The 21,250-nt window shown below is 45.1% G+C and carries 17 protein-coding genes; 1 reads left to right on the forward strand and 16 read right to left on the reverse strand.

What is annotated here, in order from left to right:
* Positions 1-42: 42 nt before the first annotated feature.
* The 3 genes from MHI32_RS28320 to MHI32_RS28330 are packed head-to-tail and all read right to left on the reverse strand — an operon-like array spanning position 43 to position 2,861.
* Positions 43-1,815 carry a hypothetical protein gene (locus MHI32_RS28320; protein ID WP_340011486.1) on the reverse strand — a complete coding sequence of 591 codons (1,773 nt, stop codon included), beginning with the start codon at positions 1,813-1,815 and terminating at the stop codon, positions 43-45.
* 13 nt (positions 1,816-1,828) lie between these two features.
* Positions 1,829-2,350, reverse strand: a complete 522-nt coding sequence (locus MHI32_RS28325; RefSeq protein ID WP_340011487.1) for a prepilin-type N-terminal cleavage/methylation domain-containing protein — start codon at positions 2,348-2,350, stop codon at positions 1,829-1,831.
* Positions 2,334-2,861 carry a type II secretion system protein gene (locus tag MHI32_RS28330; protein ID WP_076182128.1) on the reverse strand — a complete coding sequence of 176 codons (528 nt, stop codon included), beginning with the start codon at positions 2,859-2,861 and terminating at the stop codon, positions 2,334-2,336. The genes MHI32_RS28325 and MHI32_RS28330 overlap by 17 nt, the downstream gene beginning before the upstream one ends.
* A 188-nt stretch (positions 2,862-3,049) precedes the next feature.
* On the opposite strand from MHI32_RS28330, the gene MHI32_RS28335 reads away from it, so the two are divergent.
* Positions 3,050-3,838, forward strand: a complete 789-nt coding sequence (locus tag MHI32_RS28335) for an alpha/beta hydrolase family protein (RefSeq protein WP_340011489.1) — start codon at positions 3,050-3,052, stop codon at positions 3,836-3,838.
* Between the two features lie 114 nt (positions 3,839-3,952).
* Here the strand turns inward: MHI32_RS28335 and MHI32_RS28340 are convergent, their stop codons facing one another.
* The 13 genes from MHI32_RS28340 to secA all read right to left on the reverse strand — a co-directional run bounded on the left by MHI32_RS28340 (position 3,953) and on the right by secA (position 21,219).
* On the reverse strand, positions 3,953-4,789 hold the full coding sequence (locus tag MHI32_RS28340) for a phosphoenolpyruvate hydrolase family protein (protein WP_038573568.1): 837 nt from the start codon (positions 4,787-4,789) through the stop codon (positions 3,953-3,955).
* Positions 4,790-4,832: 43 nt separating this feature from the next.
* Positions 4,833-6,041 carry a Tm-1-like ATP-binding domain-containing protein gene (locus MHI32_RS28345; RefSeq protein ID WP_339188727.1) on the reverse strand — a complete coding sequence of 403 codons (1,209 nt, stop codon included), beginning with the start codon at positions 6,039-6,041 and terminating at the stop codon, positions 4,833-4,835.
* Positions 6,042-6,190: 149 nt separating this feature from the next.
* Positions 6,191-7,390, reverse strand: coding sequence for a phosphoenolpyruvate hydrolase family protein (locus MHI32_RS28350; RefSeq protein WP_340011492.1), 1,200 nt, complete (start codon positions 7,388-7,390; stop codon positions 6,191-6,193).
* A 138-nt stretch (positions 7,391-7,528) separates the two neighbouring features.
* The gene (gene argH, locus MHI32_RS28355; protein WP_036678523.1) at positions 7,529-8,944 is read right to left on the reverse strand and encodes an argininosuccinate lyase; all 1,416 of its coding nucleotides are present in this window, start codon (positions 8,942-8,944) and stop codon (positions 7,529-7,531) included.
* 94 nt (positions 8,945-9,038) lie between these two features.
* On the reverse strand, positions 9,039-10,274 hold the full coding sequence (locus tag MHI32_RS28360; protein WP_076305768.1) for an argininosuccinate synthase: 1,236 nt from the start codon (positions 10,272-10,274) through the stop codon (positions 9,039-9,041).
* A gap of 292 nt (positions 10,275-10,566) precedes the next feature.
* Positions 10,567-11,535, reverse strand: coding sequence for an ornithine carbamoyltransferase (gene argF / locus MHI32_RS28365; RefSeq protein ID WP_340011494.1), 969 nt, complete (start codon positions 11,533-11,535; stop codon positions 10,567-10,569).
* Positions 11,532-12,818 (reverse strand): acetylornithine transaminase, encoded by a 1,287-nt coding sequence (locus MHI32_RS28370; RefSeq protein WP_340011496.1) that lies wholly within the window; start codon positions 12,816-12,818, stop codon positions 11,532-11,534. Before MHI32_RS28370 ends, argF begins: the two co-directional genes overlap by 4 nt.
* A gap of 69 nt (positions 12,819-12,887) precedes the next feature.
* On the reverse strand, positions 12,888-13,718 hold the full coding sequence (gene argB, locus MHI32_RS28375; RefSeq protein WP_248549021.1) for an acetylglutamate kinase: 831 nt from the start codon (positions 13,716-13,718) through the stop codon (positions 12,888-12,890).
* A 41-nt stretch (positions 13,719-13,759) separates the two neighbouring features.
* A complete protein-coding gene (gene argJ / locus MHI32_RS28380) occupies positions 13,760-14,992 on the reverse strand; it encodes a bifunctional ornithine acetyltransferase/N-acetylglutamate synthase (protein WP_340011498.1) in 1,233 nt (410 codons plus the stop codon).
* A gap of 20 nt (positions 14,993-15,012) precedes the next feature.
* Positions 15,013-16,062: an N-acetyl-gamma-glutamyl-phosphate reductase gene (gene argC / locus MHI32_RS28385; protein WP_217696488.1), complete on the reverse strand. Its 1,050-nt coding sequence runs from the start codon at positions 16,060-16,062 to the stop codon at positions 15,013-15,015.
* 183 nt (positions 16,063-16,245) lie between these two features.
* Positions 16,246-17,130, reverse strand: coding sequence for a YitT family protein (locus MHI32_RS28390; protein ID WP_036678511.1), 885 nt, complete (start codon positions 17,128-17,130; stop codon positions 16,246-16,248).
* A gap of 102 nt (positions 17,131-17,232) precedes the next feature.
* Positions 17,233-18,346 (reverse strand): peptide chain release factor 2 gene (gene prfB / locus MHI32_RS28395; protein WP_139330096.1). Its coding sequence is split into 2 segments (ribosomal slippage): positions 17,233-18,273 and positions 18,275-18,346, totalling 1,113 coding nucleotides; the frame shifts between segments, so codons are not numbered across the junction.
* 365 nt (positions 18,347-18,711) lie between these two features.
* Positions 18,712-21,219: a preprotein translocase subunit SecA gene (gene secA, locus MHI32_RS28400; protein ID WP_036678509.1), complete on the reverse strand. Its 2,508-nt coding sequence runs from the start codon at positions 21,217-21,219 to the stop codon at positions 18,712-18,714.
* Positions 21,220-21,250 lie beyond the last annotated feature (31 nt).

Consider the following 21,250-nt stretch of genomic DNA (forward strand, 5'->3'; position numbering starts at 1 on the left):
GATCAGAAGTTGATCGGCTGCTTTTATAATTCATATTATCCTTTAATTTCCGGAAACCAATAATTCGATGGGACCTACATTAATGTTTATTTGATTCACACGTGGCAGTCCCACATTTTGATCTTCGAATACTTGTTCATTATAATTAACAATAAAACGAGGAGACTCAACCTCCGTCTGGATATCAAAATTAAAGTTTGCGGATCCTGTCTCCTTCTTGACTTTGCCAACAACCGCATTGATTATCAAATCTCCTTTAGCAAAAAAGCCACCATCCAGTGAAAATATAGAGCCCACACCGTACAACTCTGCCGTACTATCCGTATAAAAAAAGGCTCTTAATCTTGTAGCCTCATTTTTAAACTCTTCAACCCGATTAATAAGTATAGCTCCCTTTGAGATCAATACAAGTTCTTTACTTCCGCTACCTGCAGTTGGTATTCCTGATATCGTGGCATCCACAATATCAGTTTTTCCAAGCACAAACATAGTAGAATCAAATTCAGCTTTTCCTCTGATATATAAATTTCCTGTCACCAGAATGTTGCTTTGGACAATGGCCGTTGAATAACTATCTATTGTTAAATCACCGTTTACAATAAGCCAATGAGCCCCTGTGCTTAGATTAAGCTTAGAAGTATCCCTTATCTGATTTAACATTACTCCATCCAACTTTAGATTCCCTATAAAGATCGTGCTTCTCTCCAATCTCTCAAGGTTTTGCTTCATTGATAGCTTCGCTTCTTCGAAAAGTCTATGTTTCTCCTGCTCCTTCTCTTCATCTGTATCACCAGTTGCAATGTCCTCAAAATCTTCTAACATAGGCATCCATAAGGTGGAAATGCCTCCGGGTTGCTGAAGCGTGTTAATTAATCTTGTTCCTCTAGCAGTGGGTTCTTCACTACTATTTGATCCAGCCTCTCCATAATATCTATCGCTGAATACCTTCTTATTTCCAGCCGACCCTGAAGCTTCAGCAACTTTATCTAGGAAGGAATCCTCCACATTCACTTGGACAAACGTCGTTTTCTTTTTGATCTTTGCTTTTTCAACGATCGTCTTCACCCTATTATCTAGTGAAGAATAGTCGGCATCATCAATTGTCGGCACCTTTTCAAAAATATCACCAGTTCTGGAATAAAACAGATCGTTCATTGATTGAATATGAGCTTCTCCATCGACTAACGGAAATAGACTGCGTTTTTCCAAATCTGCGTTATGTCTATACTTAGCCACTTGGCTAACTTTTAATTGATTTCCAGCATAAATATTCCCCTGAATATAAGGAGCACCATTCAAATAGATCGTTCCCTCAGAACCTAATGAATAATTCAAAAAATCTGGGAATGTCGTAATCACAACCTTTTGTTGCAACGTCCTTAACACGCCGTTTACTGTTGCATTGGCCTTAATCGTAACTACATGCTTACTACTTGTAGAACTGCCATCGAGAGTAATTCCCGTGATTTCATTGCTAGCTCCCTGTAAGCTTGTATCGGTAACAAAAGCTCCTTTATTAGAATTGAGGCCCCTTAAAAATGTCTCTATTTCTTGATCAAACTGTGCCTGAGTAGTATTACTACTAACTTGTATTTTCTGATTTAAATCTGCTGTAATATAGGCAATCGCCTCATCAATCGATTTCTGCGCTAAATGAAGGCTTTGTACATCATTCTCACGAGTTTCGGTACGCCTAGCTCCTCCAATCGTAGCACTAAGCACCGTAACTCCTAAAATAGTGAGCAACAGGACGATAAACATCACAAGTACCAAAGCCGAACCTCGTTCCGATCGAAGGCTTGCCCGCCTCAACATCTCTGTTTTCCTCCTAAAATCCAAATTGGCTTTCCAATTCCATCTTATCCGTTTCATTTCCCTTATACTTTAATACCAACTTAATCTGGATCAGACCAGAATTGCATAGCGAGGCTACATTACATGATCTACCATCTGATGTGGAAGCAGTTATGATAGAACCTGCCATATTCGATTGTACCGCGATAGGAGAACCAGATTCCGCTCCACTTTCCTTACCATTTATAACAATTTCATTTCCTGATACCCGAATCACACGCGGAGAACTCCCGTCTTTTATTAGTTCAATTCCTCCAGATATATTTTGTAGCCGTTCAGGACTATATGTATAGAGTTCAGTAATAATAGAGGACATGATCAGATCCGCTTCGTCCCGTAAAGCGTTCTGAACTGAGATTTTATGATAGCTGCGAAATCCATACATAGTAACTCCAGAGATTAGACCGACTATCATAGCAAATACAGTCAGTGCCGCAATTAATTCCACCAAAGTAAAACCTTGTTCCGACCTAAGTCGTTTAACGAATTCTTTCATCAGTTATGTATCCCTCCAACATTACGTTATAAGCGGGCTGTTCATTATTTTCTACTCGTCTTACCTCAACTTTAACGGGTATTAAATAATACTTTACAGCTGATTTATCAATCGGAGTAGTGGACGGATGATCGACTAATTCCGGTTGATAGATAATATTGATCTTATAACGGATATCATTAACTGTTGGATTCAGAACATTTGCCAAAGCTGTCATGTTTGAGAATAGATTACTATAGCTGCAATTAACTATGGTGCATTTTTCAGCCTCTATCGCATCTTCCCCTTGCGTAAAAAATTCCTTCATCGCCTCAAAATCCTGCTTCTCCACATAAAACAGCGCGTTTCGCGCCAGATTGACCATAATCGTTTTGTTCTGGTTCGATTTAGAGTAACTCATGGCGTTAGTAAAGTAAGACGTAAGCACCAGTGAAACTATCGATAAAATTACAATAGCTGCCAGCACTTCGATTAACGTAAATCCTTTTTCCTGCTTTAGGCCCGGTTTCATCCTACTTTCCGCCTCTCGCCTATGAAAATACTTTTCGTATTTGCACGTTTTTCCTAAATTTTCTACTTCCATTATATTCTCTCATATCCAGCTACAGCAATCCTCAAAACCCTTATAATTCAGATATTTCTACAATATCTCTCACTTTAGGTCTATGCTATGATTTGGAAAGAGAGGAGATGAATGAAATGGCTTTAATAGAGTGCAAATTTTATTCTGAAGTACTAGGTTTGAATACCTCAATGACTGTAATTTTGCCGCAAAAAACAACTACACAAATCGGGATGAGTAATGTAACAAGAGGTGATCTTCACCCTACTTTGTATTTACTGCATGGCTTGTCTGACGATGATTCGATCTGGCTGCGCCGGACTTCCATAGAACGGTATGTAGCGGAGATGGGGATAGCTGTGGTAATGCCGAATGTGCACCGCAGTTTCTACACAGATATGGCGATGGGAGGCCGTTATTGGACCTTCATTAGTGAGGAGTTGCCGAAGCTGGCGCGCTCATTTTTCCCGCTTTCCGATAAACGCGAGGAGAACTTTGTAGCGGGGTTGTCGATGGGTGGTTATGGAGCAATTAAGCTGGGACTGCGTAAACCCGAGTCTTTTGCAGCGGCAGCGAGTTTGTCTGGAGCACTTGATATGGCGCATAATTTCTTGAACGGGGAAGGTGCTACCACTAAAAGTAAAGAATACGAAATGATCTTCGGAAAAGAAGATACCGCCGGAACGCCGGAAGACCTTCTTTGGCTGCTTGAGGAAGTGAACCGCTCCACGGGACCAAAACCAGCGTTGTATCAATGCTGTGGCACAGAGGATTTCCTATATACCGATAACTTGAGATTCCGCGATGCCTGCCAGGCAACCTCACTTTCTTTAACCTATGAAGAAGGTCCGGGGACACATGAATGGGGATACTGGGATGCCAAAATCCGCGATGTGCTGGCATGGCTACCTTTAAAAAGTAACTAGCTGTACCTAATAGACAACAAAAAGATGCAGCCATAAGCTGCATCTTAATATCTGTTCTACTCAGATTGCCCTCTTCGGAGGGTTCTTTTTTAATTATAAGGACGCCGAAGGCAATTATGCTTGTTTGGTGATATTTTTAAATAATCCAGTCTGTTCTGTGATTCCTTTTTCAGCAGCAAATCTTTCAATACTCGATGCACCAAAGAATCCGTCTATGCCTTCTGTCCGTTCAATTACGTACGCCGCATCTTCCGGCTCTGCAATCGGTCCACCGTGACAAATCACCATAATATCTGGATTTACTGCTTTCCCTGCTTTAATAATCGCTTCGATTCTTTCTACACAATCATCCAATGTCAGAGCGGTCTTAGCTCCAATTGTACCTTTGGTAGTCAAGCCCATATGTGCCACCAAAATATCTGCGCCTGCTTCTGCCATGGCTTTTGCTTGCTCAGGATCAAATACATAAGGAGTGGTGAGCATATCCAATTCATGCGCAGCTCTAATCATATCTACTTCTAAACCATATCCCATGCCGGTCTCTTCTAGATTCTGTCTGAACACGCCATCGATCAAACCTACGGTTGGGAAGTTTTGCACGCCGCTAAAACCTTGTTCCTTAAGTTGTTTTAAATAAACTTCCATTACTCTAAAAGGGTCCGTTCCGCATACGCCTGCCAATACAGGGGTGTTTTTAACAACAGGCAATACTTCCGAGCCCATTTCGACTACAATTTGGTTGGCATCCCCATAAGATAATAACCCTGCCAGTGATCCACGGCCTGCCATTCTGTATCTTCCTGAATTATAAACAATCAGCATATCTGCTCCGCCAGCTTCGCTGCTTTTTGCAGTAATTCCAGTGCCGGCTCCCACGCCTAAAAGAATCTTTCCATTTGCCACTTCTTCTCTAAACTTCGCCATGATTTCAGTTCTTGTATTTTTGTTCATGTGTAACGCCTCCATTTAAATATTTATTTATCTTATAAAAGCCTTATTTGCTCATGAGATCTATTAGCTTCTGCGCTGCTGCTTCTGCAAACTCCATATCATTAATGGCACAATCCATTTCGATAACCTCGACAACATTTCTGTTTACACCATTTCTTAAGGTATCAAATAACATTTGATCTTCCTCTACCCCATAAAAAGCTTCCCCTGCAACATCAATGCCGGATATCCCTTTAAGCGGCAGCATTAACACCGTTTTCTCTTTGGCCATATTTAATTTCTCGACAAGCTTTTTGCCGATAGCTTCATTTTCTTCTACTGTTGTTCTCATCAGAGTAACTGTTGGATTGTGTTTATAAAACTTATGCCCAGCAAATTTCGCTGGTACCGTATCATAAGGACCAAAGTTGCACATATCAAGCGCGCCTACCGAGACAACCTGTGGAATATGATGTTTACCAGCAGCTTCTAACCGATGAGGTCCAGCATTCAGCACGCCGCCAATAATTTCGTCCGCCCATTCTGTTGTGGTCAGATCCAATACACCTTCAATAAAACCAGCCTCGATTAGCGCTTCCATGGACTGGCCACCTACCCCTGTTGCATGGAATACAAGCACTTCATATCCTCTAGCCTCAAGATAGTTACGGGCCGCCGTTACACATGGGGTTGTTACCCCAAACATTGTTGTAGCTACTAATGGCTTTTTCTCTATCACTTGTTTATTCTCAAATTTAAGCATACCGGCGATGGCGAAAGCTGCATTGGTAAAAATCTTTGTTGAAATAGAGTTTAGTCCAGCAACATCCACTACGGATGGCATCATGACAATATCACTAGTGCCTACATATGGAGCAGTATTCCCTGAAGCTACGGTCGAAACCATCACTTTAGGTACACCAATAGGTAATGCCCGCATACCCGGTGTTACAAGTGAAGTGCCTCCAGTGCCCCCAAAGGAGATAATTCCATCAAATTTGCCTTGCTTATATAATTCAGGTACTAATTTTTCCATACCTTTGGCTAATAATTCTGTTGCTAGTGCTCTATCTTTTTTGGCAACGAGCTCATCTATACTTACACCCGCGGCTGCTGCTACTTCTCTATTAGAGATATCCGGTGTAAAAGTGGGCTCAAACACACCTGTATGAATTGTAAATGTACCCAGCTCCAAGCTTTCCAGTAAATTTTTAATGTAGAGATATTCTTCACCTTTGGTGTCAAAAGTTCCGGCAATAGCAATCGTCTTCATTTCTTCAACCTCCTCTTCAAATATCTACAACAAGAAATATAAGGATAATGTATAATGTGAAACTTATACTTTCTTATATTAAAAAAAGCATGATCAACTTATGAGTTAATCATACTTCTTTGATTTATGGATGAAAACGCTTTTATGTCTTATGTTTTTGTGTTTATGTTAGATTTATATTGTTTTGGAGAGAACCCTTTATACTTCTTGAACATTTTGCTAAACTGCGCATAATCCTGGTATCCAACTAATGGCGCTAGCTCAGATAACTGGATAGGGTCTCTATGTAATATTTCCGCCGCCTTATCCATCCGAAATTGCACGAGATACGTTTGGAAGCTGCAGCCTACTTTTTTGGTGAACAAACTACTCAAGTAACTTCGGGATACATGTGCCACCTTAGCTAAATCTGCAAACAAGATCTCATTCCTATAATTTTGAGCTACGTATTCTTTTACAAATTCAACATAATCATAGTGCTTTGTGATGCCGTCTAACATTTTGACCATAAAATCATCTTCATCCAGCGTCCCCGACACTTTAAAAGCTTTGGTTATATTCGTAATGGACTTCTCCGAGGGAATTCTTTCAAAAGCAGAGCCTCCGATATATCCCATCAAGTTTTGATTATTGCTGTACATATATTGCACATCAATTGGCGTTTTCACCGGACCACCGTAAACCAGCTTAATTAAATCTGGCTTTAGCTCATTGCATGTATTAAATATCTTGTCCGCTTTAACCTTGGCAGCTTCCAGAGAGAATACTTTTTTAGCGCCTAATAACCCGCCTTCTGTTAGACCTAGATGTGCACAAATAATATCCGCTCCAGCCTCAATCATCTGTGCTGCCTGGATTTCGTCAAATACAAAAGCAATGGTAAACAAATCCTTCTCATGGGCTATTCTTATGGCTTCTACTTCAAGTAGATAACCATTCCCCTCTTCTTCGAGCGCTTCTCCAAATTGACCATCTATTAAACCCACCGTGGGGTAATTATTAATGCCGGCAAAGCCTCTATTCTTTATTTCACTTATATAGGATTCCATATCTTTGGTCGGATCAGTTGCATTGAGGCCAAAAATAATAGGGATATCTCTGACCAACGGTATGATCTCTCTAGATGCAAAGTCCATCACCATATCATTGCTATTACAAAATGGTAAAATACCAGCGAGAGAGCTCCTCCCCATCTGGCGAAATTTACCCGAGTTTAACATCAGAATGAAATCAGCTCCACCCTGCTTCGCATACTTTGCCGTTATACCAGCACCGGTGGCTACTCCAATAATATGATTGCCTACTTTTAATTCCGATCTAAGCTCGTCTAGGATTTGCTTTCTGTTCATACCTACGAACCCTCCTATCCCTAACCTAAGGATAACCGTAAAGAACACTGCTAATCCAGTCATAGTTCATTTAGATAATAAAAAAAATCCCGCCTGACACCTATAAAGGTCTGAGGCGAGATTTGATATTGATACGGTTTACAATATAGCGTCTCCGTGTTGTACAACCCATTCATTAGCTTCGTGCAATGCCAGCTCTGCCCGTTCAATTGCAGCCTTCACCTGAACGGTGGCTGTGCCGCCATAAACGTTACGAGCGTTAACTACAGCTTCCGGTTGAAGAACAGCATAGATATTCTCGTCGAACAGCGGTGAGAATTGCTTGAACTCTTCCAGCGTCAAATCCAACAAGAATTTGCCTTCGTTGATGCAGTAGAGTACCGTTTTGCCAATTACCTCATGCGCTTGGCGGAAAGGAAGCCCCTTACCTACCAAGAAGTCGGCGATATCCGTTGCATTCGAGAAATCCGTGTTCACAGCTTCACGCATACGACCTTTGTTCACCTTCATAGTGGAGATCATCGGCGCGAACAATTGCAGTGCACCAGTCAGCGTAGTAACCGTATCGAACATGCCTTCTTTGTCTTCCTGCATATCCTTGTTGTAAGCCAGTGGCAATGATTTCAGCACCGTCAGCAAGCCAATCAGGTTGCCGTAAACGCGGCCTGTTTTGCCACGTACCAGTTCTGGTACGTCAGGGTTCTTCTTCTGCGGCATAATGCTGCTGCCTGTGCAGAAAGCATCATCCAGTTCTACAAAGCTGAACTCCGTGCTGCTCCACAGCACCAGTTCCTCACTGAGTCTGGATAGATGTGTCATGATAAGGGAAGCATTCGCCAAGAACTCCACGATGAAATCGCGGTCGCTGACAGCATCCAGACTGTTCTCATACACACTGTCAAAACCCAGTTGTTCCGCTACAAAATGACGGTCAATCGGGAAGGTCGTTCCAGCAAGCGCTCCTGCTCCGAGTGGCAGCACGTTGATCCGTTTGTAGCTGTCCGTCAGACGTTCTGCATCGCGGCGGAACATCGATACGTAAGCCAGCAAGTGATGAGCAAACAGGATCGGCTGTGCCCGTTGCAAATGCGTATAACCAGGGATGATGGTCTCCACATTGTCTTTTGCTTGTTCGATCAAAGCTTCCTGCAGCTCATGCAGCAAACTAACCAGCTCAACTACACGGCCACGTAAATAAAGGTGCATATCCGTAGCCACTTGATCATTACGGCTACGTCCTGTGTGCAGCTTACCACCAACTGGACCGATTTCCTCGATCAGATGTTTTTCAATATTCATATGGATGTCTTCATCCGATACTGAGAAAACAACCTCTCCAGCATTGACCTTGTCCAGCACTTTGTTCAGACCTTGTTTGATTGTTTCCACGTCTTCTTGTGGAAGGATTCCGCACTTGCCCAACATTGTGACATGCGCCAGACTGCCTTGTACATCCTCTTTGGCCAAAGCCTTATCAAAGCCAATGGAAGCCGTATATTCCTCTACCAGCTTGTTTGTTCCTTTAGTAAACCGTCCGCCCCAAAGCTTGCTCACCTGTAGTTTCCTCCTCTTGGACGCCAGAGGGCCGCTCCTATCCTGACGGGAGGAACGGCCTTCGGGGTTGCCCGTTTAAGTTTATGTTATCGTACTATTTAGAAGCTCCATTTACACCTGTAGAAACTTTAAGGCGCAATGCGTTCAAGTGAATAAAACCAGTGGCATCCCCTTGATCATAAGCTTGTGTAGGATCAGCTTCCATCGTTGCAATCTCAGGATTGTACAGGCTGACTGGGCTCTTCACTCCAGCGCCGATGATGTTGCCTTTGTACAGTTTAAGACGAACAGTACCCGTTACATTTTGTTGGCTCTGTGTTACAAGAGCTTGCAGTGCGATACGCTCTGGAGCGAACCAGAAACCGTTATACACCAAAGTGCTGTAACGGGTGATCAGGCTGTCACGCAGGTTCATCACTTCACGGTCCATCGTGATGGATTCCATTTTGCGATGAGCGACGAACAGGATTGTTCCACCTGGAGTCTCATACACGCCGCGGCTCTTCATGCCGACAAAACGGTTCTCAACCATATCCACACGCCCGATACCGTGTTTACCACCTAGCTCATTGAGTTTCTCCATCACTTGAAGTGGGTTTAAGGATTCACCATTCAGGGCTACGCAGTCTCCCTTAACGAATTCGAGCTCCAAATATTCCGCTTCATCCGGAGCATCCTCAGGAGCGTTGCTCAGCAGGAACATTCCTTTGTTCTCTGGTGCACTTGGATCGAACCAAGGATCTTCCAGTACGCCGCTCTCATAGCTGATGTGCAGCAGGTTACGGTCCATCGAATACGGCTTCGCCGCAGAGGCTTGTACCGGAATATCATTAGCTTCCGCATAAGCGATCATTTCCGCACGACCTGGGAATTGATTGCGGAACTCTTCCAGACGCCAAGGTGCAATCACCTTGATGTTCGGAGCCAATGCAGCTACGCCAAGCTCGAAACGGACTTGGTCGTTCCCTTTTCCTGTCGCGCCGTGCGCGATAGCCGTTGCGCCTTCAGCGATGGCGATATCTACCATGCGCTTGGCGATCAATGGACGAGCAATACTAGTTCCGAGCAAGTATTGGCCTTCATAAAGGGCACCAGATTGGAACATCGGGTAGATGAAATCGCTAGCGAACTCATCGCGCAGGTCGTCGATGTATACTTTCGATGCGCCGGTAGCGAGTGCTTTTTCCTCCAAACCGTCGAGCTCTTCCTTTTGGCCGATATCAGCAGTGAAGGCAATGATCTCCGCGTCATAAGTTTCTTTAAGCCATTTTAAAATAACAGATGTATCCAATCCGCCGGAATAGGCGAGTACAATTTTTTCTTTAGCCATGGTGTGGCAACTTCCTTTCGTGTGGGCTATATAAATTAAAATAAACGTGCCTTTGCCAGCACTCTGACGATAAATCGCAATTACACTGAATATTTGGACTTCCGGTCGCTGTTATCATCAGATTTCTTTTAATTCAAACCGCATTGTGCGGATAAAATCTGATGATAAAGGCGAACGCTACGCTCCTACAGTTCCAAAAATTCCGCTCCATTACTCCATCGTCCAAAGTCTAACTTCGCCCAACATTAATTCAATTTATATAGTGATTTATATTTTATATTTTTTAAATTCCTTAACTCATCAACGCAGCCATTAAAGCTTTTTGCGCATGCAGGCGGTTCTCAGCCTGATCAAAGATCACCGAGTTAGGGCCGTCAATCACGCCTGTGCTGACTTCTTCCTCACGGTGGGCTGGCAGGCAGTGCAGGAAGAGATAATCGCTCTTAGCGCCTTTTACAAGCTCCTCATTAACCTGATAGTCCTTGAATGCCGCTTCACGTGCCTTTTGCTCCTCCTCGAAGCCCATACTCGCCCATACGTCTGTATAGATGACGTCAGCGTCTTGTACAGCTTCTTGCGGGCTGCGAGTGACCACAATCTTCGCTCCGGTTTCTTTAGCGATCTCACGAGCTTCTGCGACAACCGCTGCATCTGGCTCATAACCTTCCGGTCCGGCGATAGATACGTCCACGCCCAGCTTAGCTCCGCCAATCATTAAGGAATGCGCCATATTGTTGCCATCGCCGATGTAAGCCAGCTTGAGGCCCTTGAGCTTTCCTTTGTGCTCATAAATCGTTTGATAATCGGCCAGCACTTGGCAAGGATGTGCCAGGTCACTAAGACCGTTGATTACGGGAATAGAAGCATAACGAGCGAGATCTTCAACCTTGTCATGACCGAAGGTACGGATCATAATCCCGTCGAGATAACGCGACATTACTTGCGCTGTATCACCAACAGTTTCTCCGCGTCCAAGCTGGATATCATTTTTGCTCAAGAAAAGGGCATGCCCTCCCAGCTGATACATTCCAACTTCAAACGACACACGTGTACGTGTAGAGGATTTTTCAAAAATAAGACCAATGGTTTTACCCTTCAGCGGCTGAAATTCTTCGCCATTTTTCTGCTTCTTCTTCAGCTCAATCGCCGAATCAATCAGATACGTAATTTCCTCCGGGCTGTAGTCGTTCAGCTCCAGTAAATCACGGCCTTTCAGTTGCTGCGCAATGTTGTGCTTGTTACTCTGTATGCCCTGACTCATGAGCTTACCTCCCCGTTTGCTTGTTTAGCATAAGTATGAATGAGTTCGCATAGGATGTCCACCGCTTGGTCGATCTCCTCTTTGCTTACATATAGATTAGGGAGCAGACGAAGGACATTAGGACCGGCTGTCACGAACAACAGGCCTTTCTTTTGTCCAGCCAGTACAATATCGCCCACTGGGGATTGACATTCAATCCCGATCAACAGCCCTTTACCACGGATATCCTTCACAAAAGAACAGTCCGCCAGCTTCTCTTTCAAAAGATCTGTCAGGTACTTACCCATATCTTCGGCGCGCTGTGGAAGCTCATCTTCCAGCATCGTCTCAATCGTCGCTGCCATAACAGCTGTTGCTAGCGGTGTTCCCCCGAAGGTGGACGCATGGCTGCCCGCTGAGAAGGCTTCACGCAAATACCCTTTGCCAAGCATTAAACCTGCCGGGAACCCGCTAGCTATCCCCTTAGCCAAGGTGAAAATATCCGGTTCAATTCCATAATGCTGATGAGCGAACAGCTTGCCTGTACGTCCCATACCTGTCTGTACCTCATCTACAATCAGAAGCAATCCGTGTTTCTTACACAAGGCCACTACAGCGTTCAAGAACTCAGGTTCTACCTCAAGCACGCCACCCTCTGCAAGCACCATCTCCAGCATGATAGCAGCTGTATGATCTCCGATAGCAGCTTCTAACGCTGGGAGATCATGCAAGGGTACGGTCTTGAAACCTGCTGGAAGCGGCAGGAACCCTTCTTTCACCTTTTGCTGGCCTGTAGCTGTTAGTGTGGCCAGTGTACGTCCATGGAAGGATTGTTCGAATGTGATAACCTCATAACGGTCGACACCCTTAATCTTCTGATGGTAACGGCGGGCCAGCTTAATAGCAGCCTCATTCGCTTCTGCCCCGCTATTGCAGAAAAACACTTGATCAGCGCAGCTATTCTCTGTCAGAAGGTTGGCAACTTTATCTTGTCCCGGAATATGGAACAGATTCGAGACATGCCAGAGCGTATCAATCTGATCCTTCAGCTTAGCGCTGACTTTTTCAGGAGCATGACCTAGACTGGTCACAGCCAATCCACTGGTGAAATCCAGATACTTATTGCCTTTATCATCCCATACCCAGGTGCCCTTGCCTTTAACTAAGCTGAGATCATATCTGGCGTAAGAAGGGAACACTGCACTCAGCTTGCTTGTTGCAACATCCGGTGTACCTGGTCCTACTGTATCAGTCTGCTGTGCCCCTGCTTGCGAATCCAACTCCGCTTGTGTAAGCTTGCTCATTCTAAGTCACTCTCCCATCGGCTGCTCCTGTGAACAGGCTGCGCCTCTAATTTGTATTCATCTATGATTCTACGAACGAATAATACGTGTACCTATCGCTTCACCTTGCAGGACTCGACTAAGCACCCGTGGTTCTTTTCCATCCACAATGATAACCTCTGATACGCTGCCCTGAATGCAATCGATAGCTGCCCGCACTTTGGGGATCATGCCACCGTAGATTTCCCCACTTTCGATCAAGGCTTCGATTTCCTGTACAGTAACGGAGGGAAGCACAATCTTTTCACCTTCCACTGTACTCATGATGCCTGGCACATCTGTGACGACGATCATTTTGGGAGACTCCACATAGGAAGCAACTGCCCCTGCTGCCGTATCTGCGTTAATATTGTAGCGCTGACCTGCTGCATCTACTCCGATAGGTGCAATGACAGGAATATAACCCATCCCAACAATACCAGTTATGATCTCAGCCTTAACTTCCGTTACTTCTCCTACCAAACCTACTTCGGCGCTGTTTGCCACTGGTTTAGCAATAATCATATTGCCATCGATGCCCGAAAGCCCCAGAGCTAGACCGCCGCTCCCTTGAATTCGCCGGACAATCGCCTTGTTTATACTTCCTGCCAGCGTCATCTCTACAACATCTAGTACTTCCTCGGTGGTTACTCGCAGGCCATTCACAAAGCTGCTTTCAATGCCCAGTTTCGCTAGATTCTCGGAAATGGCTGGCCCTCCACCATGAACAATCACTGGCTGAATGCCCTCCTCCTGCAAATCTCGCAAATCCTCAAAAAAAGATTCAGGTAGAGCCGCAAGCGTACTGCCGCCGCATTTCATTACAAACAATCCACTACCATCTAAAGCATCTATAAGTTCAAGCTCGCTATTTAGCGTCATATGATCGGTATCCTTCCCTTATGGGCTTAACACGCCATAAATTAAGTGCGATATGCGGCGTTAATACGCACATAATCGTAAGTTAGGTCACAGCCCCAAGCCGTTGCTTTCCCGCTTCCATCATGCAGATCTACAGTGATCAGCACAGTTTCACTTTTTTGCAAATAGGTCAAAGCCTTTTCCTCGTCAAAAGCAACTGGCTTCGAGTGCAAAAGCACCTCAATATCCCCTAACGAAATGTTCACATGCTCCGGCGATACCGGAACACCCGCGCGTCCAACCGCAGCAATAATCCGCCCCCAGTTCGCATCCGCTCCAAAAATAGCAGATTTCACTAGACTAGAACCAACCACTGTCTTGGCAATCGCTGCCGCCGCCTCATCATGAACAGCACCATTCACTTGAACCTCAATCAGGTGAGTTGCACCTTCGCCATCTCGAGCAATCGCTTTGGCAAGCGTCTGGCACACATAAGTGAATCCAGCAGCAAAAGCGTCCCAATCCGGATGCAGCCGTGTCAGCTTCTCATTACCGGCAAGCCCACTCGCCATCGACACTAACATATCATTGGTGCTAGTATCTCCATCCACTGTAATCATATTAAAAGTAACATTCGTAGCTGAACGCAGAAGACTAAGTAAATCCTCCGCTGCAATATCAGCATCCGTGGTCATAAAGCCAAGCATGGTAGCCATGTTAGGATGGATCATCCCTGAGCCCTTTGCAGCTCCGGCAATTGTAACTTCTACACCGCCAACGAGCACCTTCACGGCAATCTCTTTTTTAACTAAATCAGTGGTAAGTATAGCTTGGCAGAATTCCTCCGCGCCAATAGCTCCTCCATCCAGCTTCTCTGGTATTGCAGTGATCCCGCTACGTACGCAGTCCATCTTTAACAGTTCACCGATAACTCCAGTCGAAGCAACAGCCACATCATTAACGGCCACACCTAAATGCTGAGCCGCAGCAGCGCGCATCTCATAAGCATCTGCTTCACCTTGTTCGCCTGTGCAGGCATTGGCATTCCCGCTGTTCACGATAACCGCCTGCAATACTCCGTTCGAAAGGCTTTCCCGAGTCACTTTCAGCGGAGCCGCCTGAAAAACATTCGTCGTATACACGGCCGCAGCCGTTGCCGGAACTTCACACAGAATCACTCCGAGATCGTTGCGATCTGTTTTTTTCAATCCACAATGCAATCCTCCGGACCTAAAACCCTTAGGTGAAGTGATGCTTCCACCCTCCAAGGTGGTAAATAACTCAATCTCGCTCATATTATTTGTACCGCTGATCCTTATGGATACACAGGTGTGTAGCCGAGGCCAAGGGTTTCCTCCCATCCCATCATCAAATTAAGGTTCTGTATTGCCTGCCCTGCCGCACCTTTTACAACATTATCAATGACGGAGACTATGGTCACCCGCCCTGTACGAGCATCTGTTGCAAATCCGATATCACAATAATTAGAGCCGCTAACTTCTTTTGTCGCCGGAATCACACCTACATCACGCACCCGCACATATGGCCGGCCCGCATAATATTCACGGTATAAATTCACAAAATCCTGTTCCGTATAATTGTCCGTCATCCCTGCATACATCGTACTCATAATTCCCCGGCTCATCGGCACGAGATGTGTGGTGAACGTTACCGTTACCTTTTCTCCAGCAATCTCTGTGAGCGTCTGCTCAATTTCCGGTATATGTTGATGCTTATTGATTTTATAAGCTTTAAAGTTCTCATTAATCTCTGCATAATGTACCATCAGGCTTGTTCCGCGTCCTGCTCCAGTAACTCCTGATTTCGCATCAATAATAATACTGTCGTGCTTAATCCAACCTGCCTGAATTGCAGGAATTAGTCCAAGAAGTGTAGCTGTAGGATAACAGCCTGGATTAGATATAAAATCAACCCCAGCCGCACGCTCTCCAAACACCTCGCAAAGTCCGTATACAGCCTGCTCTAGATATTCATCAGCCGGAGCGGGATGTTTATACCAGTGCTCATACTCTGCACCATCCTTCAATCGGAAATCACCGGACAGATCCAAGACCTTTAGTCCAGCTTCCAGCAGCTGCGGCACCAGCTTTGCGCTCACACCCGACGGCGTTGCCGTAAATACCACATCCGCCCGCTCAGCCATCTGAGCCGGGTCAACGCCATCCAGCCTTCGATCAATGATGCCCGTCAAATGCGGAAAACCTTCCTCTATAGCATCCCCTGCACTTGATGAGGAAATTACCGAAGTAATCTCTACCTTAGGATGACTTTGTAGCAGCCGAATCAGCTCTACGCCCCCATAACCCGTTGATCCAACAATCGCCGCTCTCAGCTTGCCTTCCACTGTCATCCCCACTTCCTGCTTATCATGAATTATAATAAATAATATAATGCATACCGTCTTAGAAATATGTATTATTATACGACTGAATTAATATAAATACAACACATAGTGTTAACTTTCTTTATTCCTAAATATAATTCTATTTACAAAAAAAGAGAAGCGTAGCTTCTCCTTTCGGAGAAATTACACTTCTCTTTTAAAGCCTTCACCCAGCACCTCATGCGCCTCAGTGATAATCACAAAAGCACTAGTATCTACCGATTGAACAATCGCTTTTAATCTGGAAACCTCATTCTGACCTACTACAACCATTAGCACCGTACGCTCATCACCAGTATAACCGCCATGTGCATCCAGCTTCGTCAGACCCCGATCCAGATCATTCAAAATCGCCTCAGATATTTCTTCCGTCTTGTCCGAGATTATGTAAGCCACCTTTGTATAACGGAAGCCTACCTCTATCGCATTAATGGCCTTACCTGTAACAAACAGACCGATCAGTGCATACAGTGCTTGTTCCATACCGAGTATAAAAGCAGCCAGCACAATGACCGTCCCGTCCAGCAGCACTACAGAAATCGAGAAGCTGAGACCGGATATCTTTTGAATAATCTGCGCCAAAATAGTAAGTCCACCTGTCGAGCCCCGTCCGCGGAACACAAGACCTAACCCCACCCCCACACAGATACCGCCATAAATGGAGGCTAAGAGTGGATTGGTGGTAGGTGCAGGCAAATCTTTTGTCAACAAGATAAAGAGCGGCAACACAAAGCTCCCAAGGAGCGAGCGAACTCCGTATTGTTTACCCAAGAAGATTACCCCGAGTACAAACAACGGAATATTAAGCGCCCATTGCGTAAATGCCGGCTCAGCCCCAAACCAAGCTTCAGCCAATACCGACAGACCGGATACACCACCAGAAGCAATATGATTAGGCAGAAAAAAAAGATTAAACCCCAGCGCTGTAACTAGCGATCCGAGCAAAATTAACATCGTATCCACCACATGTCGGAGTGGCCCATTCAGAGGAATCAGTGGGGGTTTATTACGTGAATTGACTTTTTGCATTTCAAAGGCTCTCCTTAAAGTGTCATCTTGCTCTACGAAAGAAGAAACGGCCATCCCATCCTAATCCATGAATGGTATCCGTTTCCCCCGAAACTCTCTCTTTTATTCTGCCTCAATCTTGATCTGGCTACGCAGGTAACCATCAATGAATACATCAATATCTCCGTCCATAACAGAACCCACATTCCCCGTTTCCACGGAAGTACGGTGATCCTTAACCATGTTATACGGATGGAATACATAGGAACGGATCTGACTGCCCCAAGCAATATCGGATTGCTCACCGCGAATCTCATCCAAATGCTGCTGCTGCTCTTGCAGTTTGCGCTCATATAGCTTGGAACGCAGCATTTTCATCGCTTGTTCGCGGTTTTTGATCTGTGAACGTTCGTTCTGACAGGTTACCACCACACCCGTAGGTAAGTGAGTAATCCGCACCGCAGAGTCTGTGGTATTGATATGCTGTCCACCGGCGCCGCTCGCCCGATACGTATCGATCTTCAAATCCTCAGTACGAATTTCAACTTCTACATCATCGGCAATTTCCGGAACGACATCACAGGATACAAAAGAGGTATGCCGTCTGCCCGAAGAGTCAAACGGAGAAATCCGTACTAGCCGATGTACACCTTTTTCAGCTTTCAGATATCCGTAGGCGTTGAAGCCTTTAATAAGTAATGTGACACTCTTGATTCCCGCTTCATCACCCGGTAAGTAGTCCAGCACCTCAACCTTGAATCCACGTTTTTCAGCCCAACGGGTATACATCCGCAGCAGCATCTGGCCCCAGTCTTGGGATTCCGTACCGCCCGCACCCGGATGGAGCTCAAGAATAGCATTCAGCTTGTCATACGGCTGGTTAAGTAGCAATTGCAGCTCGAATTCATCCACTTTACTGCCTAAACTGCTGATCGTCTCCCCAATCTCTGCCGCAAGACCTTCATCGCCCTCTTCATCCGCAAGCTCCGCCATCATCGCAGCATCGTCGTATTCTTGTTGCAGCTTCTCGTATTGATCCACGGACGATTTCACGGCATTCATCTCGCCGATCACGCTCTGTGCCTGCTCTGGATTATCCCAGAAGCCTGGAGCAGCCATTTTTTCTTCAAAGTTCGAGATCATCTCTTGCTTAAGATCTAAGTCAAAGAGACCCCCTAAGGTCAGTTAGTTTCTTGCCTATTTCACGCAGATCCTGCTTTACATTAGCTTCAATCATATGGTCACTTCACCTTTCAAAATAGGTTGTTACGGTCTTCACTATTGGAAAGTTAGTAATGAGTGAATGTTCAGCCATTCCGAGAAGGATTGGACTTCCGATCGCTGTTGTTTCCAGATTCCTTGAATTGATAACCGCATAGCGGTTGGAATCCCGAAATAAAGGCGAATACTCCGTTTCTCCAGTTCCAAACCTTCTCTCCATTCCACATTCACTCAAGTGCTAAATATCCAAAAAAGCGACTGGGCCGTAAACGGGGGATACCCCCGGGCCCAGCCGCTCTTTATGGTTAGTATACCCATAGAGATCAGGGCTAAAGACTTACATCTTCAACACCTGAATATGAGCGCTACTAAACGTTTGTCTTATGCGTTTTGACCGTGGCAGTTCTTGTACTTCTTGCCGCTTCCGCAAGGGCAAAGATCATTACGACCAGCTGCCGCCTCAACATGTACCGGACGTTTTTCAGCAGGTTCGCTATTAGTGGAAATTTTATTTTCCTCTACAACGGATTGACGCTCCTGATTTGTCTCGATGTGAGCCTTCATAATATAAGTAGCTACTTCTTCTTGAATCGTAGCCGTCATAGTATTAAACATTTCGAATCCTTCGAATTGATACTCGCGAAGTGGATCTGTACCACCGTAAGCACGCAGGTGAATCCCTTGACGCAATTGATCCATCGCATCGATATGATCCATCCACTTGCTGTCCACGGAGCGCAGCACAATTACCTTCTCGAATTCACGTACCAATTCTGAACCCAGGCGTTCTTCACGAGCAGCATATTTCTCAAGTACACGTTCGAAGATGTACTCAATGATCTCTTCTGCTTCCTTGCCCCACAGAATATCGCGAGTCAAAGCACCTTCTTCAAGCAGCTTGCTGTTTACGTAATCAGCAACTTCTTGCAGCTCCCAGTTTTCAGGAATATCGTCACTGCAGTGTGCGTGAACAATACGTTCAATAACTGGCTTGATCATTTCAAGTACGATATCTTTAATATTTTCAGACTCCAGAATCTCACGGCGTTGTTTATAAATAATTTCACGCTGTTGATTCATCACGTCATCATATTGCAATACGACTTTACGAATATCAAAGTTATTACCTTCAACACGTTTCTGAGCAGATTCCACAGCACGCGTAATCATGCGGCTCTCAATCGGCTGATCTTCCTCAAACCCAAGGCGATCCATCATACTCAAAACGTTGTCAGCGCCGAAACGCTTCATCAATTCATCCCCAAGGGACAAGTAGAATTGTGTAGAACCTGGGTCTCCTTGACGACCCGCACGACCACGCAGCTGGTTATCAATCCGGCGCGATTCATGACGCTCTGTACCAATGATATGCAGACCACCAAGATCTGTCACACCTTCGCCCAGAACGATGTCCGTACCACGACCAGCCATGTTGGTAGCAATCGTAACTGTACCTGGCTGACCTGCATGTGTAATGATTTCAGCTTCCGCAGCGTGATGTTTCGCGTTAAGCACTTGGTGTCTAACGCCTTTGCGCTTCAGCATTTCAGATACGAGCTCTGAATTCTCAATCGACACTGTACCCACAAGTACAGGTTGGTTCTTTTTGTGACGCTCTACAATTTCTGCCACAACAGCGTTGAACTTACCGTTCTCACTCTTGTAGACAACATCCGGCATATCTATGCGCTGATTCGGTTTATTCGTAGGGACTTGAAGAACTTCAAGACCATAAATCTTCTTGAACTCTTCTTCCTCAGTTTTAGCTGTACCTGTCATACCGCCCAATTTGCGATACATACGGAAATAGTTCTGGAAAGTAATCGTAGCAAGCGTCATGCTCTCATTCTGTACTTCGATTTCTTCCTTCGCTTCAATCGCTTGGTGCAAACCGTCACTATAACGACGACCTGACATTAAACGTCCTGTAAATTCATCAACAATAACGACCTCACCCTCGTTAACAACGTAGTCTACGTCACGACGCATAATTACGTTTGCTTTCAGGGCTTGGACGATATGGTGATTCAAGGTTACATGACTGTGATCATACAAGTTCTCAATACCAAAAGCGCGTTCAGCAGTAGCTACACCTTTTTCAGTCAAGGCTACGGACTTCACTTTGATATCAACTGTGTAGTCTTCTTCAGCTTTAAGCTTTTTCACAAAACGGTCTGCTGCAAAGTACAATTCAGTAGACTTCTCAGCTTGTCCGGAAATGATAAGAGGTGTACGTGCTTCATCAATAAGAATGGAGTCCACTTCATCAATAATACAGAAATAAAGAGGGCGCTGAACCATTTGTTCTTTATAAAGCACCATGTTGTCACGCAAATAATCGAAACCAAATTCGTTGTTCGTGCCATACGTAATATCGCAGGCGTAAGCATCTTGTTTATCAGCATGGTCCATACCGCTTAGGTTAACCCCAACCGTCATGCCCAGGAAGTTATAGATTTGTGCCATTTGTGCGCTGTCGCGCTGAGCCAAATAGTCATTGACCGTTACTACGTGTACGCCTTTACCAAGCAAAGCATTTAAGTACACTGGCAATGTTCCTACTAGAGTCTTACCTTCACCAGTCTTCATCTCGGAGATTCGGCCTTCATGCAGGGCCATACCACCAATTAACTGTACATCAAAATGCCGCATGCCAAGCGTCCGTTTGGAAGCTTCACGTACGGTTGCAAACGCCTCAGGAAGAATTTCTTCCAAGGTTTCGCCTTTCTCAATACGGGCGCGGAACTCTTCCGTCTTAGCTTTTAAAGCTTCATCGGATAGTGCTACAAATTCCGGCTCCAATCCATTAATTACATCGACTGTCTTCATGAGACGTTTAACGTCACGATCGTTTGTGTCTCCGAATATTTTCTTTACAAGTCCTAGCATGGTTAACCCCTTTCATGCAACACAGATGGTG

The organism is Paenibacillus sp. FSL H7-0690, from assembly GCF_037980415.1.
Classification (GTDB): Bacteria; Bacillota; Bacilli; order Paenibacillales; family Paenibacillaceae; genus Paenibacillus_AQ; species Paenibacillus_AQ odorifer.